At 32.8% G+C, this 16,685-nt stretch carries 21 protein-coding genes and 2 pseudogenes; 13 read left to right on the forward strand and 10 right to left on the reverse strand.

From position 1 onward, the window contains the following. Positions 1 to 43: 43 nt before the first annotated feature. Positions 44 to 667, reverse strand: a complete 624-nt coding sequence (lexA, locus tag MVE64_RS24100; protein ID WP_247341822.1) for a transcriptional repressor LexA — start codon at positions 665 to 667, stop codon at positions 44 to 46. Positions 668 to 824: 157 nt separating this feature from the next. Between lexA and yneA the strand changes: the two genes are divergently transcribed. The 7 genes and pseudogenes from yneA to MVE64_RS24130 all read left to right on the forward strand — a co-directional run bounded on the left by yneA (position 825) and on the right by MVE64_RS24130 (position 5,006). Further along, positions 825 to 1,136 (forward strand): cell division suppressor protein YneA, encoded by a 312-nt coding sequence (gene yneA / locus MVE64_RS24105; RefSeq protein ID WP_247341825.1) that lies wholly within the window; start codon positions 825 to 827, stop codon positions 1,134 to 1,136. Positions 1,137 to 1,150: 14 nt separating this feature from the next. Continuing rightward, positions 1,151 to 1,815 (forward strand): annotated as a pseudogene (locus MVE64_RS24110) (YneB family resolvase-like protein). Positions 1,816 to 1,980: 165 nt separating this feature from the next. Next, positions 1,981 to 2,211: a DUF896 domain-containing protein gene (locus MVE64_RS24115; RefSeq protein WP_247341828.1), complete on the forward strand. Its 231-nt coding sequence runs from the start codon at positions 1,981 to 1,983 to the stop codon at positions 2,209 to 2,211. A gap of 160 nt (positions 2,212 to 2,371) precedes the next feature. Continuing rightward, a complete protein-coding gene (sirA, locus tag MVE64_RS24120; protein ID WP_379050084.1) occupies positions 2,372 to 2,839 on the forward strand; it encodes a sporulation inhibitor of replication protein SirA in 468 nt (155 codons plus the stop codon). A gap of 86 nt (positions 2,840 to 2,925) precedes the next feature. Then, positions 2,926 to 3,144 (forward strand): YneF family protein, encoded by a 219-nt coding sequence (locus MVE64_RS24125; protein WP_098797247.1) that lies wholly within the window; start codon positions 2,926 to 2,928, stop codon positions 3,142 to 3,144. Between the two features lie 292 nt (positions 3,145 to 3,436). Then, positions 3,437 to 3,670: a Gp37-like protein gene (locus tag MVE64_RS28215; protein WP_379050081.1), complete on the forward strand. Its 234-nt coding sequence runs from the start codon at positions 3,437 to 3,439 to the stop codon at positions 3,668 to 3,670. A gap of 355 nt (positions 3,671 to 4,025) precedes the next feature. Next, the gene (locus MVE64_RS24130; RefSeq protein WP_247341830.1) at positions 4,026 to 5,006 is read left to right on the forward strand and encodes a hypothetical protein; all 981 of its coding nucleotides are present in this window, start codon (positions 4,026 to 4,028) and stop codon (positions 5,004 to 5,006) included. Between the two features lie 391 nt (positions 5,007 to 5,397). Here MVE64_RS24130 and MVE64_RS24135 read toward each other — a convergent pair whose 3' ends face one another. Together MVE64_RS24135 and MVE64_RS28220 are read right to left on the reverse strand one after the other, a co-directional pair. Beyond that, positions 5,398 to 5,598: a cold-shock protein gene (locus tag MVE64_RS24135; protein WP_026560151.1), complete on the reverse strand. Its 201-nt coding sequence runs from the start codon at positions 5,596 to 5,598 to the stop codon at positions 5,398 to 5,400. A 372-nt stretch (positions 5,599 to 5,970) separates the two neighbouring features. Further along, complete coding sequence (locus MVE64_RS28220) at positions 5,971 to 6,060, reverse strand: hypothetical protein (RefSeq protein WP_425594020.1); 90 nt, start codon at positions 6,058 to 6,060, stop codon at positions 5,971 to 5,973. A 313-nt stretch (positions 6,061 to 6,373) separates the two neighbouring features. On the opposite strand from MVE64_RS28220, the gene MVE64_RS24145 reads away from it, so the two are divergent. The 3 genes from MVE64_RS24145 to MVE64_RS24155 all read left to right on the forward strand — a co-directional run bounded on the left by MVE64_RS24145 (position 6,374) and on the right by MVE64_RS24155 (position 8,281). Next, positions 6,374 to 7,081: a cytochrome c biogenesis protein CcdA gene (locus tag MVE64_RS24145; RefSeq protein WP_247341833.1), complete on the forward strand. Its 708-nt coding sequence runs from the start codon at positions 6,374 to 6,376 to the stop codon at positions 7,079 to 7,081. Between the two features lie 194 nt (positions 7,082 to 7,275). After that, the gene (locus MVE64_RS24150; protein WP_098799184.1) at positions 7,276 to 7,635 is read left to right on the forward strand and encodes a response regulator; all 360 of its coding nucleotides are present in this window, start codon (positions 7,276 to 7,278) and stop codon (positions 7,633 to 7,635) included. A gap of 163 nt (positions 7,636 to 7,798) precedes the next feature. Then, positions 7,799 to 8,281: a CcdC family protein gene (locus MVE64_RS24155; protein ID WP_247341836.1), complete on the forward strand. Its 483-nt coding sequence runs from the start codon at positions 7,799 to 7,801 to the stop codon at positions 8,279 to 8,281. A gap of 55 nt (positions 8,282 to 8,336) precedes the next feature. On the opposite strand, the pseudogene MVE64_RS24160 reads toward MVE64_RS24155, so the two are convergent. The 3 genes and pseudogenes from MVE64_RS24160 to MVE64_RS24170 all read right to left on the reverse strand — a co-directional run bounded on the left by MVE64_RS24160 (position 8,337) and on the right by MVE64_RS24170 (position 10,034). Beyond that, a pseudogene (locus tag MVE64_RS24160) lies at positions 8,337 to 8,761 on the reverse strand (DUF2621 family protein). Positions 8,762 to 8,900: 139 nt separating this feature from the next. Beyond that, positions 8,901 to 9,107 carry a hypothetical protein gene (locus MVE64_RS24165; protein ID WP_098799182.1) on the reverse strand — a complete coding sequence of 69 codons (207 nt, stop codon included), beginning with the start codon at positions 9,105 to 9,107 and terminating at the stop codon, positions 8,901 to 8,903. A 282-nt stretch (positions 9,108 to 9,389) separates the two neighbouring features. Continuing rightward, a complete protein-coding gene (locus MVE64_RS24170; protein WP_247341839.1) occupies positions 9,390 to 10,034 on the reverse strand; it encodes a spore coat protein in 645 nt (214 codons plus the stop codon). A 282-nt stretch (positions 10,035 to 10,316) separates the two neighbouring features. On the opposite strand from MVE64_RS24170, the gene MVE64_RS24175 reads away from it, so the two are divergent. Further along, positions 10,317 to 11,066 (forward strand): sugar phosphate isomerase/epimerase family protein, encoded by a 750-nt coding sequence (locus MVE64_RS24175; protein ID WP_247341841.1) that lies wholly within the window; start codon positions 10,317 to 10,319, stop codon positions 11,064 to 11,066. 81 nt (positions 11,067 to 11,147) lie between these two features. On the opposite strand, the gene MVE64_RS24180 is transcribed toward MVE64_RS24175, so the two are convergent. Then, positions 11,148 to 12,053, reverse strand: a complete 906-nt coding sequence (locus tag MVE64_RS24180; protein ID WP_247341844.1) for an AraC family transcriptional regulator — start codon at positions 12,051 to 12,053, stop codon at positions 11,148 to 11,150. A gap of 161 nt (positions 12,054 to 12,214) precedes the next feature. Between MVE64_RS24180 and MVE64_RS24185 the strand changes: the two genes are divergently transcribed. Beyond that, on the forward strand, positions 12,215 to 13,288 hold the full coding sequence (locus tag MVE64_RS24185) for a Gfo/Idh/MocA family protein (RefSeq protein ID WP_247341847.1): 1,074 nt from the start codon (positions 12,215 to 12,217) through the stop codon (positions 13,286 to 13,288). A gap of 50 nt (positions 13,289 to 13,338) precedes the next feature. Then, a complete protein-coding gene (locus MVE64_RS24190) occupies positions 13,339 to 14,169 on the forward strand; it encodes a sugar phosphate isomerase/epimerase family protein (RefSeq protein ID WP_247341850.1) in 831 nt (276 codons plus the stop codon). Positions 14,170 to 14,244: 75 nt separating this feature from the next. Here the strand turns inward: MVE64_RS24190 and MVE64_RS24195 are convergent, their stop codons facing one another. From MVE64_RS24195 to MVE64_RS24205, 3 genes are all read right to left on the reverse strand, one after another. Then, complete coding sequence (locus MVE64_RS24195) at positions 14,245 to 14,619, reverse strand: peptidoglycan-binding domain-containing protein (RefSeq protein WP_247341853.1); 375 nt, start codon at positions 14,617 to 14,619, stop codon at positions 14,245 to 14,247. A 4-nt stretch (positions 14,620 to 14,623) separates the two neighbouring features. Then, on the reverse strand, positions 14,624 to 14,806 hold the full coding sequence (locus MVE64_RS24200; protein WP_247341856.1) for a hypothetical protein: 183 nt from the start codon (positions 14,804 to 14,806) through the stop codon (positions 14,624 to 14,626). Positions 14,807 to 15,233: 427 nt separating this feature from the next. Further along, positions 15,234 to 16,649: an ABC transporter substrate-binding protein gene (locus MVE64_RS24205; RefSeq protein ID WP_247341859.1), complete on the reverse strand. Its 1,416-nt coding sequence runs from the start codon at positions 16,647 to 16,649 to the stop codon at positions 15,234 to 15,236. Between the last annotated feature and the right edge of the window lie 36 nt (positions 16,650 to 16,685).

The raw sequence follows: 16,685 nt of genomic DNA on the forward strand, positions 1-16,685 counted from the left end.
GTTTTTTTATTTACATATAAAAAGCTTGCCTGATCAGGCAAGCTTAATGAACCGTGCGGTAAACTCCAATTACTTTTCCTAGTATACTCACATTTCGAAGAATAATAGGTTCCATTGTTGAATTTTCTGGCTGTAAGCGAATATAGTCTTTTTCTTTGAAAAATCTTTTACAAGTTGCCTCATCATCCTCGGTCATAGCCACAACAATATCACCATTGTTAGCCGTTTGCTGTTGTCGGACGATTACTAAATCACCATCTAATATTCCAGCTTCTATCATACTTTCACCCATAATTTCTAGCATAAAAACATGTTCATCGTCTGAAATATATCGATCTGGGAGCGGAAAGTACTCTTCCACATTTTCAATAGCTGTAATTGGAAGACCTGCTGTTACTTTTCCGATTACTGGAACATTAATAACATTGCTCTTTGGAATATGAAGAGTCTCTTCTTCCTCTAAAATTTCAATTGCTCTTGGTTTCGTAGGATCTCTTCTAATTAAACCTTTTGACTCTAATCTAGCTAAATGACCGTGTACTGTTGAGCTTGAAGCTAATCCCACAGCTTCTCCAATTTCACGTACTGAAGGTGGATACCCCTTTTTTTGGACCTCATCTTTAATAAAAGTTAATATATCTTGTTGCCTTTTTGATAGTTTCGTCATCCTCTGTGACACCTCGGATCCTCTAATTTATGTTTATTATAGCATCATTTACCTTTATATACAAACATAAGTTCGAGAAAAACGCTTGACTGGAACGTTCGTTCGTATTATACTAATTTCAACAAATACGAACAAATATTCCTATGAGGTGTAAAATATGAAAAAAGAATCTTTTACATATGTAGTATCATTTTTTCTAGTCCTTTTTGCAATTACACTAGCAATAACGTATACTGGTAACTCAGAAAGTTTGGATAAGTATCATCAAGTAGAGATTCAAGAGGGTGACAGCCTTTGGTCAATTGCTGATGAGTTTAATGTAAAAAGCCAGATTTCAAAACAAGAGTTTGTAAAGTGGGTACAGGATAAAAACGGCATTCATTCCAATGTTGTTAAGCCAGGTGAATTTGTTTTTGTACCTGTCGAAAAGGATGAAATCTATCAAATTGAACAAATTGCTAGTAAGTAGAGGATGATCTTAAAATGAAGGCAGTTGTTTATTGTAGAGTAAGTACAGAGAAGGATAGTCAAGACTCTTCAATTGATAGGCAAAAAGAGGAGCTATTAAGGCTGGCTTCGCTACATAATATTGAAGTTATAAAGATAATAGAGGAAAGACATAGTGGATATGACATAGACCGTGATGGAATTATTGAAGCTCTATCCATATTAAAAGAAAAGAAGGCTTCTATATTATTAGTTCAAGATGATACAAGATTAGGACGGGGTCACGCAAAAAAATAGCCCTTTTGCATGAAATAAGAAAAATGAAAGCTGAGATTTTCACTCTTAATGAACGTGGAGAGCCTGAACTGTCAGAAACAGATGAAATGGTACTGAGTATTCTTGCAACTGTTGAAGAATTCCAACGGAAGCTTGTTAATTACAAAATTAGAAGAGGCATGAACCGTGCAATAGAGAATGGTTACAATCCTCTTAAAAATTTAAAAAACATTGATAAGGGAGGGGGCCGTGAGAAGATTGATTTACCAATAGAAGAGATTCTTAAGTTAAGGAAGAAAAACCTAACATTTGGAGAAATTGCTTCAACTCTTAGGGGATTAGGGTTTCGAGTTAGTAAGGCTACTGTACACAGAAGATACCAAGAATATGTTGATGAAAATAATCTACAGAATCTTGATAGGTAAATTATTGGTGAAAAAAATATGTTTTAAAGTTGTTATTTTCTCCTCTATTTAGTAATATGTCATTTGTATCATTTAAAAGACTTTAAAGTGATATTATACTTAATCTCTTTGAGAGGTTAGCTGTAAGATTGAAGTCTATATGTTTAAGAGAGGAGTTTATAAAACATGTTACCGAAATTTAAAATCGATCGAATAAATGAATTATCCAAGAAATCAAAGTCAGTAGGACTAACTGATAAAGAAAAGAAAGAACAACAATCTCTTCGAAATGAGTATTTACAAGTGTTTCGATCTTCTATGAAAAACACTTTAAAGGGAGTAACAGTTGTTGATCCGAATGGTAATGATGTAACGCCGCAAAAGCTAAAAAATGAGAGAAGCAAAGATCTACATTAAAAGGGAATAAATCAATGATTTATTCCTTTTTAGTTGGAAGTGAATAGGGCATTCTTCTTTAAGTAATGATAGGCCTCGAATGTTCGACAAAAATAGTGTCTTCTCTCTCCAGTTTAAGACAATAATTGCTTCTCTGTTCTTTTATAATAAGAGAAATAGTATGGTTGAGGAGAGTGAAATAGTGAGACACTATTATATTTACTTAATAGAAGAAGAATTTGCAAGTCACTACTTTGGTCGTGAGTCTAAAATCTACCATCTGTTTCAAGATTTTCACTGGACAATTGCCCGTTCTGAACATGAAAACACACTAGAGAAGCAAATAAATTATATAACTAAGCCTATTCCAATGTTATTTATTCATCAATTACTTGGAACTCATTTATCAAAGCGTTCGGATTATCAAGTGTTCCAAAATATCCATAAAATTGAGTTAAAAGGAAATCTTGGTAATGCAACATTAATAGTGAAAAATCGTCATCTTGAGCTTTCTTCTGATGGAAGTTATGAGGCAGAAACTATATTTTTTGAAGTGTTAAGAAAATTTGATCCTTGTTTTTTAGCGATGGACTTAAAAGGTGAAAGATATGGGTGGCTAAACCCAATAAAAGAAAGAAATTTTGGATAAAATATAAAGAAATTATAGTGCAAATGTTGTATAATATCAATGGATTTAGTACACTGTAAAATAGACAACACGAAGGAGGAAATACAATGCAATTATGGGTTGTTATTCTAGTAGGCATTCTAGCTTTACTTGCTGGAGTTGCACTAGGATTTTTCATTGCGCGTAAATATATGATGAATTACCTGAAGAAAAATCCACCAATTAACGAACAAATGCTGAAAATGATGATGATGCAAATGGGACAAAAACCATCCCAAAAGAAAATCAATCAAATGATGTCACAGATGAATAAGATGCAAAAGTAACAAACGTTGATATAGCAAGGTTTTAAGCGATTTACAGATTGAAATCCTAAGTAGAATAACTGTTATTGGTGAAACTTTCTCCGGGATTTTTAATATAAACTGCTTAATCTTTCTTACATAACGTAGAAGACCACTTTTTCTGATGAAAAAGTGGTCTTTTTTATGCTATTAGAAGATGTTTTACGAGAGTATATCTATCACTATCAGGCGAAGGGATATCCCCCTGAAACAATGAAAAAAAACATCAGGAATTAAAAAGCAACTTAAGCGGTTTCTTGTCGATAAAATGAGAATGGTAAAGCATCTGAAAATTGGCTTGGTAGAGGATTCTCATAAAAAGCAATTGTTAACCCAAAGGATTACTTTGCCACCTTCTCACACAGTGTATGACAATAAAACAGGCAATGCAGAAACAGTTATGAGCAATTATGTGAACACAAACATAGTAAACCCTTTAGATGCTAACAGAAAGATACCACGATTGATTGCTGCACCAAATCAAAACAGTAGACAGTCAATATTCTGACAATCAAGTTTTAAAAACTTTGCAGAAGAAATAGCAAGTATCTCACTTTATACATTTCTTTGTAGGGATGTATTTCTTCATACCCAACAAGGAAATGGGTGTTTGATGTAGTAGAAGGTGAAAAAGTAACAGAATCTACTAAAAATGCACTTTAAAGAAAAAAGTATGTGATTATGAAGCCGTAATATAATGTTACAAACGATTATGAAATCCCTCTTATCTCTATGATAAGTGCTTTAGTTAAAGCTATAAATAGAAAACTGAAGTATGTAGATAGGTTCTGTGTTTTACAGATTGTAGAAATATATGGTAATATTTCCATGATTAATAGATTTCAAACTGAAGGGAGAAGACCATGAAAAAAATAATATTATCAATGTTTACAGTATTGGTTGCGTTAACATTAACAGTAAATACTGCTAGTGCAAGTAGTTACACTGATGCTGCAAATTTAGGTGAGGTACTTAAAACAAAGTTATCTAGTTTCAATTCCACAATTAACTCGGGTGACATATCTTCAATTGATGATCAGTATGATTCATTTTCTAATGATATTAAGAAGACTGAAAGAGCAATTGGAAAGGTTTCAGGAAAGTCTAACAGAGATGCTTTGAATATTAAGTATATAAAGCCAGCAAAGATTGCAAGGGAACGTGTTATTTATGAAGTGTCTCAATATAGATTAATGAAAGTAATAAATGACTCACTTACAGCAAACAAAGTTGATAAAGCAAATAGTGACTTTGCAAAGCTTGAAAGATTAGAAAAAAGAGCAGTAGAAATTAAAGAAGCTGGTGGGTATGAACAGTTACCTGCTAAAGTGAACAATGGACTATCTAGCATAAAAAGTGATATTGTTGACAAATTAAACGAACTTAATAATAAAAATTCTAGAAAGAATCCAGCAGAAATTGGTGAAACATTACTTGTTGAAAAAGATGATTGGTTAGACGGTCATGTTAAATATGAGATTGAACTAACAGATGTAATCTCGGGTGATGAAGCATTAACTTTGGTAAAAGAAGCAAACATGTATAACAATTCACCAGATGCCGGTATGAAATACGTGTTAGCTAAGTTTAGAATAAGTGTTCTTGAATTAGAAAAAGAACCTTATGATATAAATCATGCTAATTTTAAAGCTGTTAGTGGAAGTGGAGTAACGTATGATGACTGGATTTCTATTGCTGGTCTTGAACCAGACTTAAGAAACGACTTGTATGAAGGTGCAGAACATGAAGGTTGGACATATTTCATGGTAGATGAAAATGATGAGCCTTTAGCTGTATTTAATCAAGGTTGGGATGATGAAGTTTGGTTTAACATAAGTAATTAATTGAAAATAAACCTTTTCCTGAATTGGTAGGGATTTTTTTGTGAGATTTAGGTATTGGACGGTTTACTCGATAATTTTTTGTGAGATTTAGGTATTGGACGGTTTACTCGATAATTTCCAATAATTTTTATATTATCTGAAACACGTTATGCATTAGATGATTTATTAAGACATTTTCATATATGAGGATCTTCAGATTTAAATATCAATTTCTAAACTTTTTTTATTTTTATTAGGTATTATTCAAATAGTATGCTATCCTTAGTTAACCATTGAAATACCTTTTAGTATGTTTGCCTCCCCCCATTCATTTTAGAGTGGGGGTTTTTATTTTCTAAAAATAGAGAAGAGAGAAAATAAAAAAGGACTCTAATACAGAGTCCTTTAATAATTATGCCTTGTTTACGTTAGTAGCTTGAAGACCACGTTGGCCTTGTTCTGTGTCAAAAGTTACTTTTTGACCTTCGTCTAAAGATTTAAATCCTTCGCCTTGGATAGCTGAGAAATGTACGAATACATCGTCTCCACCTTCAACTTCGATGAAACCGAAACCTTTTTCTGCGTTAAACCATTTTACTGTACCTTGTTGCATAATTGTTGCCTCCTGTGTGGATTCAATCCACAATTTATTACTATAGTTGCTCAATTAGATATCAAAGGCGAAAGTTTTAAAAACTTATTCTTTCCTTACATATGAACAAAAATAATTCTTCTAAAGCATAACAGATAATTTTTCGAAAAGCAAATAAGGAAAAATATAACCCTTTTCACTCAGATGAAAATATTAATTGATCAATGATTATCTAAGGATACAAATTTGTTAAGGTTAAATAAAAACATAGGGAGATGGACGAAAATGATGGGGGTATTCAAACAGGAGTAAAGTATATTGTTGTTTTTAAAATGAAACATAGCATCCTCCATATAAAGCTAAAGCACGCCTAGTAGCGTGCTTCATCATTTCTTAGGAATAAACTTGATTTTTACGTGGTAAATCCTCTTTAATGTATTGAGTTAATAAGGTATCAAGCTCCTGGCTATATTTTATAGATATGGTTGAATTAAGCCCCCGTACTTTAGGACAATGTCAATAAGCTCAGCTCGTTTCTTTTCAATCAGTTGTAGCATTTCTTGTTTAGACACGAGAACTTGTCCTTTCTGTCAAAAAATTGGAATACATAAAGTATATCATTTTTTTCTTGTGATAGAAAATAACAATGAGTATATTATAAAGGGTTAATAGGTGGTATGAAAAGAAAAAAATGGCAGATGTTATACAATTGACATAAAAATGTCACAGATTGATACATATATTAGAAAGAAACATTTGCTAGAATAGAGAAGACGTTCTTTTTAGGAGGAATAGTATGGCTGATGTAAATATATTTTTAGCATTTGGAGCAGGATTCCTGTCCTTTATTTCACCATGTTGTCTGCCGCTTTACCCAGCTTTTTTATCTTATATTACAGGTGTTTCGGTAGGAGAGTTAAAAACAGAAAATGCCTTGTTACAAAAGAGAAGTTTATTACATACAATTTTTTTCTTAATAGGTTTTTCTTCAATATTTATTGCGCTTGGATTTGGAACATCATTTATAGGCGAGGTTTTTCAAAATTATCAAGATTTTATCCGTCAAATCGGGGCTATTTTAATTATAGTGTTTGGATTAATGATTGTAGGTGTCTTTAAACCTGAATTTTTAATGAAAGAGCATCGTTTTGAAATTAAGAATAGACCAGCTGGATTTGTGGGTACATTCCTGATTGGAATGGCTTTTGCTGCTGGCTGGACACCATGTACAGGGCCAATTTTATCGGCTGTTATTTGGCTCGGAGCAACAAATCCTGGTTCAGCTATGATTTATATGATTGCCTATATATTAGGGTTTGCTGTACCTTTCTTAGTTCTTTCTTTCTTTATTGGAAAACTAGGATGGATCAAAAAACATAATATGAAAATTATGAAGATAGGAGGATACATCATGATTGTAATGGGAATATTATTATTCTTTGATATCATGACCTCTATCATTATCTTTTTAACACGAATTTTTGGTGGTTTTACAGGTTTTTAATATCACTTAAATGAAATTTAATAAATTGTCATTTTAACTATATTATGTTGTGAAATTTGATATAATGGAGGTAGTGTGACTGATATTGCATTGTAGGCTAAAGGAAAAAAAGTCCACAATTAAGTCAACTGTCAATCGCCTTCAAATAAGAAAGTTTTCAATCTTTCTTTATCATGTTTGAGGAGGAACTAGGCATGGCTAGAATATTAATTGTTGATGATGCCAAGTTTATGAGAATGACTTTATCTAATATACTTATAAAGGCTAACCATGAGGTTGTTGGTGAGGGGGAAAATGGATTAGAGGCAGTGACTCTTTTTGAAAAAGAACAACCTGATCTAGTTACCCTTGATATTACAATGCCAGAAAAAAATGGTATACAGGCCCTTAAGGAGATTAAGGAAAAATATCCCGATGCAAAAATTATTATGTGTTCAGCGATGGGGCAGCAAAAAATGGTCGTTGAAGCTATAGAAGCAGGAGCAAAGGACTTTATTGTAAAACCTTTTGATGAAAATCGTGTACTTGAAGCAGTCGGAAGGGTACTGGGATAATGAGACAAAAACCATTTAAGTTATTCTTAAATGGTTTTTATTTTTCAACCTTGGAAAACGGAATTTCTAAAATCAAGAGTGAAAAATGTAAGATCATCTATTTATATAGGTGATTTTCGTATATACTAAAAACTAGCAGCGGTCTAGTAAAGGATTGATATTTTTGATAACTATTGCTTCTTCTATTATTGCTGTAGTCATGGCAGTAATTGTTTTATTTATTCGAATGAAGTCTGCCAAAAAGCCGGCTACAGCCAAAAAAATTATATTACCTCCACTTTTTATGAGTACTGGTGCTTTAATGTTTCTTCATCCCTTGTTTAGGGTAACAGCAGCTGAATTCTTTGAAGCACTTTTTGTTGGAATGTTTTTTTCTATTTTTTTAATTAAGACTTCTAAATTTGAAATTAGGGATAATGAAATATACTTAAAACGTTCGAAAGCATTTGCCTTTATTTTAATTGGTTTGCTCATTATTCGAATTATCATGAAGTCATATTTAAGTAATTCTATTGATGTTGGAGAGTTAAGTGGTATGTTTTGGATCCTTGCATTTGGAATGATTGTTCCTTGGAGAATCGCAATGTACCGGTCTTTTCAGAAGATTCATAAACAACATATTGCTTCTACAAATATTCGTACATAATCTTCAATAAAGCACAAATAAAAACCCGAAAATCAGATGATTTCGGGTTTTTATTTTAAAACAAAGCTTTATAAGGGGAATAATCTATTTGTTTTTCTTTCAATCTTTTCATAAGAAACTTATGATCCCGTTTGGGGGTAGCTAGTATATAACCACGTATTATTAAATCTAAGTTAACCTTTTTTGCGTTTTCTTTTAAAGCGAGTTGCCCAATCCTGCCAGCTATTTTTGCCCGGCTACATCACGGAATAGTTCTGGAACAGGCTCTACTAACTCTTCTAATAGAATTTTTTCTTCCTCATTCCATAAATGTCTGGTTTTTTCTAAATAGTAATCCTGCCAATCAAGATCTGATTTACCATCTTCTTTAGGTAGTCTTTGTAAAAATTTTCGAAACATAAAAAAACCACCAATGGCTAACATTGAAACTAAAAACACAACCCAAAATAATATGAACCAAAGAAACCAACCTTCTAACATCATTCTTAATCACCTCTTGTTAGTCAAATCCATAAAAATAGGCAGCTAGAACACCTGAAATTAGATGTATAACTACCGGTTATATCGATTAATTTTATAAGCATATTAATGTTTGGAAAAGAAAGCATCTTACATTTTTCTATTCATGATGCCCAAATGCATGATGTTCTTTTGCTAAGAGGAGTAATGATTTTTTCACAGCTTCTACTTTTTTACGGTCATAAGAAGAGGTCATTAAATCATTTAATTCAGCTTGAACATGAAACATGGAATGTTTATAAAAAATATCAATACGAATCGTTCCAACATCGGTTGGTAAATAAACAAATTCATATGTACCCGACATACTTGTTCCTCCTGAAAAAACACCAATTTAGAATTCATTTTATAGATCGTTCTCTATACTTATAATAATAGCAGATAATATGTAGTTTGGCACTATTTTGATGACAAAAAGAAAGCAGCAAACAAAATGTTTGCCGCTCTAGTCCCTTCCGATCCGTACATTGGTTAAGTGTCCCGCAACAAGCGCGAATGATTCGGAAGGGACTATCTAATAAAATATCATAACTACTATTTTCTGTAAATAGGAAATAGTAGGGGAAATGATATGACTGCAAATCCTTACTTACTGCATCATCATATTATTATTTTGCTGACTCATTTGTGTATTCTGTGTAGTAGTATAAGCACCTAGCATTTGATTCATATCTTGTTGTTGAAGTTGTGGCACTTGATAATAGTGATTTTTATTTTGATATAAGAAAATTTCATAAGCCATTTCAATAAAGTTTGGTACACTGTCAGCTGCAACTCGACGTAAAACAGGGTTTGTAATTTCACAAGCAGACACGCTTAATAAGCCAGCCATTGATTTACATTGACCAAGCATAAAGGAAGATACACATTGGTCTCCTAATTCGTTTATAGACTGAACAGGTTTTTTGGGTTGAGAAGGCTTTAGACCATAAAAAACATCATTACTTTGTTGCATATTAAAGACCTCTGTAGAATGCGAAGGTTTATTACCTGTTGAAAAGGATTCAACCATGATGTTATAACAGTCACTAATAAAGGAATATTGACGTTGAAGAATATTCTTTAATTCTTGATCCTTTATAAATTGGCTGTACATTAGATATTGATCCAACATACCAATCATTCCTGAAATTACTTCTTGTGATTCAAACATTTCATGTCCACCATGATTCATTTTAGGCTGCATATTAGGTGACTGCTGCATCATTACTTGTTGATTCATTTGATTTTGCATTCTTTTATCCCTCCATTTAATTTAGTACATAACTATAGTTCTCATTCCGGTTTAAAAACATGTAGGCAATATCACAAATAAAATAGGGAAGATTACCATAAACTTTTCATATAAAAAATACTATATTTAGATAGGTTATGTAACATAATGGAAATGAAATAGGAACAGTACAAGCTTTGAAATATGTAGAGAGAAAAATTCCCCAAAATGTATTTGAATGTGAAATTAGGTTTATTTTGGTGTATGATAACAAAGAGACTATGTTAAGAGAGGGAGAACGAGATGAATAATTCAATAGCAGTACAATTATTTACTTTAAGAGAAGAATGTGAAAAAGATTTCTATGGTACTTTAGAAAAAGTAGCTGAACTCGGCTTTAATGGTGTTGAATTAGCAGGTTATTATGGAAAAGATGCTGATGATTTAAAAAGCACACTTGACCGACTTGGTTTAGTAGCAGTTAGTAGTCATGTTTCACTTGAAAGAATGGAAGAAAATCTTGAGGCTGAATTAGAGTATTTAAACAAACTTAATTGTAAAAATATTGTATGCCCTTACCTTGTTGAGGAAAGACGGTCTGAATATGATCAACTTGCTAAGTTTTTAAACAAAGCTGGAGAGAGAAGTCTTCAAGAGGGAATATCGTTAAGCTATCATAATCATGATTTTGAATTAGAAAAAAGCGATGATCGTTCTCATCTTGAAAGACTTTATGATGAAACGAGCCCAGAATTTGTTAAAGCTGAACTGGATGTTTATTGGTTAACATTAGCAGGGCAAGATCCTGTTGATTGGATGAATAAGTATAAAGGTCGTATGCCGTTAATTCATTTAAAAGATATGACAACAGACGAAGAGAAAGCATTTGCTGAGTTAGGAACAGGTGGAGTAAACATCAAAGGTATTTTAGATAACATTGAGCAGGCTCAGGTTCAATGGATGGTTATTGAGCAAGATAAATGTAAACGTTCTCCATTAGAAAGTATCGAAATAAGCATTAATTATTTAAAGGATGCATTATCGAATAGATAATAGGAAAAGAGCATACTTACATGGTATGCTCTTTTCCTATTGCATCAGGTCAGAAAAAAGATATCTAGTTCCTTTTGCTTGTTATGCTAGTGGTGCGTTTTCATTTTTATGGACATTTAATTCTTGCCTTAGAGAAGCTTGAGATTTTCTATAAGCTGTTGGAGTAAGTTTTTTTTGTTCTCTGAATACACGAGAGAAGGTTTGAAAACTCCGATATCCTACTTCTAATGCGATATCTGTAACTGGAATAGTAGTGGAAGTTAATAAACTACATGCGTGGCGAATTCGTACTTCATGTAAAAAATGAACAAAATTTTGACCAAGTTGTTCTTTAAATAACTCGCTTAAATAGGGGATACTGACGTGAAATCTCTTAGAAAGACTTGATAGGGTAATATCTTCATGATATTGAAGATGGATATAGTGGACAACATCCCATATTATCTTTTTCTTTGTTGAGTTTGAGTTCTTTAGTGTAACTGAATAATTTCTCTTGCGAATACGTTCAAATAAAACAATGACCTCAGCCAACTTTGCCTTTAATAAAATATGTTTATATGGTTTATTATCGTTATATTCAATAAGCATGTCATGAAGCATTTTTTTTATATGTATAAAGTCTTCAACACCTAATGCGATATACGGTTCAATTGACAATTGATCTGTATCTGATAATAAGCTTTGCAAATCCAGATCATGTAAGACTCTTAAATCAAAAACACAATTAAATAAAATGAGTGAAGTGTTTTTGGCTGATATAATTTCATGGATTTGATAGGGTAATATAAATGTAAATGTACCGGGTTGCATGCGATGTTTTTTTCCATTAATGATTTCAAAACCTTCTCCCTCAATCACTAAAGAAAACTCAAGATAGTCGTGTCGGTGAGATGGAAAACTTGTGTGAATATTGTTTATTGATAGGTGGAATGGAAATGTTGTATTCATATTAGGGTACTCAGATAAGTACATCGGGAAATTTGTCATAGTAACGTTTCCTCCTATCAGAAGAATTGAGATAAATAGATGAAAAATTGATCAGTATTTTTTTATCTTTTATTTTATCATAATTGTAAACGCTATTATTGATTTATTATAGAAATCTTCTAAGGAAGATGTAATTTATTACATAAAATGGAGGTATTACGATGCAAACACAAAAGATTCGACTTGGAATAATTGGTGCGGGTGCTATAGGGAGTGTTCATTTAACAACATTTTCAAAATTAAGTGAAGATGTGGTTCTTCAAGGTATAACTGATGCTTATCTTCCATTAGCTGAACAAAGAGCAAAAGAATTCGGGGTAAAGCAAGTATTTAGTAGTGCTGAGGAATTAATCCATGATTCAGATATAGATGCTGTTATAATCGGTGTTCCTAACAAATGGCATGCACCACTTGCCATTCAAGCTTTAAAAGCAGGAAAACATGTGTTAGTTGAAAAACCTATGGGCATTAACAGTGAAGCAGCTAAAGATATTGTGAGAGCACAACGTGAATCAGGTAAGGTTGTAATGGTAGGTCACCAGATGCGTTGGCAATGGAATATTCAGCAAGTAAAGGAACAAGCTGAAAAAGGTGCTTTAGGAAGAATTTATCATGCAAAAACAGGTTGGTTCCGCCGTAAGGGAATTCCCGGCTGGGGAAGCTGGTTTACGACAAAATCAGAAGCGGGGGGAGGTCCGTTAATTGATATCGGTGTTCATATGCTGGATTTAGCTTTATATTTAATGGGAAATCCAAAGCCAGTATCCGTTTTCGGTTCAACATATGCTGAATTTGGTCCAAAGAAAAAAGGAATCGGTAATTGGGGGACTCCAAACTGGGAAGGTCAATATGATGTTGAAGATTTAGCAACAGCATTGATTAAAATGGAAGATGGATCAACGCTAACTCTAGAAGTTAGTTGGGCAGTAAACATGGACACAAGCAATGAACCGTTTATTCATTTAATGGGCTCTGAAGGAGGAGCATCGTTAGGTGGCAATAGTGCCAAAATTCTTACAGAACAATTCGACCGTCCAATCGATATTGAGCTTTCTCCAGATGCAAATGAAGAAGAAGATCGTGTTCAATTAAGTAGACATTTTATTGAATGTGTTCGTAATGGGAATCAACCTATCACATCAGCAATGACAGGGTTAACTAATAATCTTATTCTTGATGCTATTTATGAATCATCAAAAACAGGACGTGAAGTAGTACTGGATTGGAATATCTAACTTTTACGGTACTCCTCTGTATTGGGGAATTTAACAAGGAGTTGACATTCATGATAAGGGGATTAACGAAAGCCGGGTTAGGGGAATTAAAAGATGATAAGCAATTGATTGAATTAGCGGCTGAATACGGATTTCAATCTGTTGACTTAGATGCAAAAAGTTTTATTGATACCTATGGTTTGGACCATGCAAAAGAAATACTAAGTGAGAATGATGTTGTAATTGGTTCAATTGGGCTTTCGGTTGAATGGAGAAAATCGGATGATGAGTTTTCCGGTAGCTTACCTAATCTCATTTTGGAGGCGCAAGCAGCAAAAGAACTCAATTGTTCCCGTTGCTGCACATATATATTGCCCTCAACAGACTTAAAGTCTGCGCACTTAATGAGTTTAGCTGTTAAACGTTTAAGAATTTGTGCAGAAATTTTAAATGCGTATGATATCCGTCTTGGATTAGAATACGTTGGTCCACATCATTTAAGAGATACATGGAAAAACCCATTTATATGGACACAAGAGGAAACTTTAAGTCTGATTGATGCAATAGGTTTATCGAATGTAGGCTTATTATTAGATTCATATCACTGGCATACAACAGGTTTATCAAGTGAAGATATCGCCAATTTAAATGAAAATCAAATCGTTCATGTTCATATAAATGATGCTGCTAATATACCTGTTGAAGAACTTAAGGATAATGAAAGATTGTACACGGGTGAGGGCATTATTGATCTGGAATTATTTCTTAAGAGTGTAAAGAAAACGGGTTATAATGGACCTATCGCTCAAGAAGTTTTAACCTCTAAACAAGCAACACAATCAATAGAAGATATTTTAAAACGTTCAAAAGCAGGGTTCGATAAGGTATTTAATAACTTGTAGGCGTAAATAAGACAAGAAACCTCCGTATTTTTACGGAGGTTTCGTTTCGTAAGTCAAGCAACTATAACTGAAAAACTACTCATTTAAAACTTTTTCCATAACCGCTTTTGTGTTTGGTCCGAAAACTCCGTCATTAATAAGCTCTGGAAATCGTTTTTGAAACTGAATGACAGCCTCTTTCGTTTGATGGCCATAGATACCGTCAATGACAACGTTATAACTCATATCTTTTAAACCTTTTTGTAGAGTTTTTACTGCTTCACCTCTACTACCAACCTTTAGAATTTTTTCATCAAATCCAAATGAATTAACCTCTTTTGACAGAGCAGCATGTGTATTTGGTCCATAAACTCCATCAGCTTTTAAATTATTTTTTGCTTTTTGAAAAGCAAGTACGGCTCTTGTTGTATTGGGTCCAAAAATCCCATCTTCAGATAATTCTGCGCCCATTGCTTTATTTAAAGCCTCGTTGCATGATTTTTACATCTTCTCCTTTTGACCCTTCTTTTAGAATCGAGGAAAGTTCAAAAATTTCATAATTTAAACTTTCCTGGGCATTCACTCCAGTGGAAGGTATCCCTAAAAATAAAGCTGATGCTGTTACGATTGTTGCAGTTAGACTTTTCCATTTATGCAAATAAATCATCTCCCTTTGTTTTGATTCTTCACATATACAACGAAAGATGTTTTTGTATTGTTTCAATTTCAAACTACCTAAATTTATAACTCCAGAGGATCTATCCAAATGGATTGAAAGTTAGTTAAACCGTAAGAGTCAAAAGATACACCTTTTAAAGAAGAATGATAATGCAGTGTATTTATTGCGTGATAAAGAAAATGAATTGCATGATCGTTCTTTAAGATTTCTTCAATTTGTAAGAGATAAGATATACTTTTGATCTTCATTATTTTGCAATTTCATCAAAGAAAGCTTCGTATCAATGATCTGTTTTGTTTCATTGTTAAAGAAGTTTCTAATAAATGAATGATCACTTTTGTAGAGTGTATACAAACCAAGCTCAACATCACGATCCAATATCACAGATAAGAGAACTAAATCGGCATTAGATGTAGCCTCGTAGTTGTAATGGGAAATTGGTGTAAGGGAAATGTTCAGCCCCAATCTTTTTTGCTTCATTTTGGATCCAGCATGCACTCTCATACCCTTCATTAAGGTTAAAATAATAAAGCTCAATGATCTCACCAGCATAATTACTTTTATGTAAGTAATTTTCAGCTTTGTCCAAATGTTGTGAATCACTGTTTACTTTTTGGCTATATGATGTTAGAAAACTTGTAGCTGGTATACGCCGGTTTCCCCTTAACTCATTCACTAGATGACTCGGATTAATGAGATGTTTTATACACAAACGGAAGTAAATAGTAGATTGATAGCCGTTTTTTATTTGATTAAATAATAGAAAACGGCTTCCGTCTAATTTTTGTTTATGGATGACAGACTTTTGTTGGTTTTCACCTATTTCCAATGTTGAAGCATTATTAGAATCATCGATGTTTTTTTTCATCCAAATATCAATAGAATCAATGAATGGTCTTTCTCGAAAATAAGAATCAAAGGCTACTAGGCGAATAAAATGCTTGGTATGCTCAACCACTTTAAAAGGGCCTGTTCCGTTTGGAAGGTTATTTTTTTTATATGAATGATGAAGTACAGAACAGTGAAAGGATGTTAACACTCTTGGAAAAAACAAGTTATCCTCCTTTAAATAAAAGGAAATAGTGTGTTTATCATTTATCTCTACCTTTAATAGGTCATCTAGAAGTGGAGTGATGCTTGTACGTTCACCAACTGTAAGTAGTTGTTCAAATGTGAATTTCACATCTGCAGCTGTGAATATTTCGCCTTGGTGAAACATAACAGATTTTCTTAGGTAAAAAGTCCATTTTTTTTCAGTGTTATTATAATTCCATGCGTAAGCTAAGCCAGGCATTAATTTTTGTTCACGATGCTCATAGGTAACAAGTGTACTATATATTTCCTTTACTAGATGAGCTTCTGAGTAGAGAAGAACATCCATAGGAGTTAATGTGGTTATCTCTTGTGATAATAATATCTTGATGACGTTTCTGAAATCATCTTTTGATTGCTCTATGTTAGGACCAAGCTTTTTTGATAGGATGTTATATAAAGATTTTCGTCCTTGTTCGTTCAAATAAGAGGCATTTATAAAATTTACAACATCGATAATTTTTTCTTCCAAAACCATTTCAGAAACATATTCTTCTGATAATTCTAAAAACCCTTGTAAAAAAAGAAGTTTTGACTTTTTTCCACGACCTCTACCCGAAACCCATTTTAATTTATGATCTGTACTTAATTTTTTTATTAAGTAATTTGTATTTCTTTCAGAAATTGAAAGTATTTCAGCAACTTCCTTAAGAGTGATTGCAATTTCTTCGTTATTGTCAAAGTTATCAAATTTATTTCTTAAGATTAAAAGGTGTTCAATCTGTTTCATATATCCTCCTGATAAAAGGTGCAATACTTCTTTTAT

The organism is Metabacillus endolithicus, from assembly GCF_023078335.1.
GTDB lineage: Bacteria > Bacillota > Bacilli > Bacillales > Bacillaceae > Metabacillus > Metabacillus endolithicus.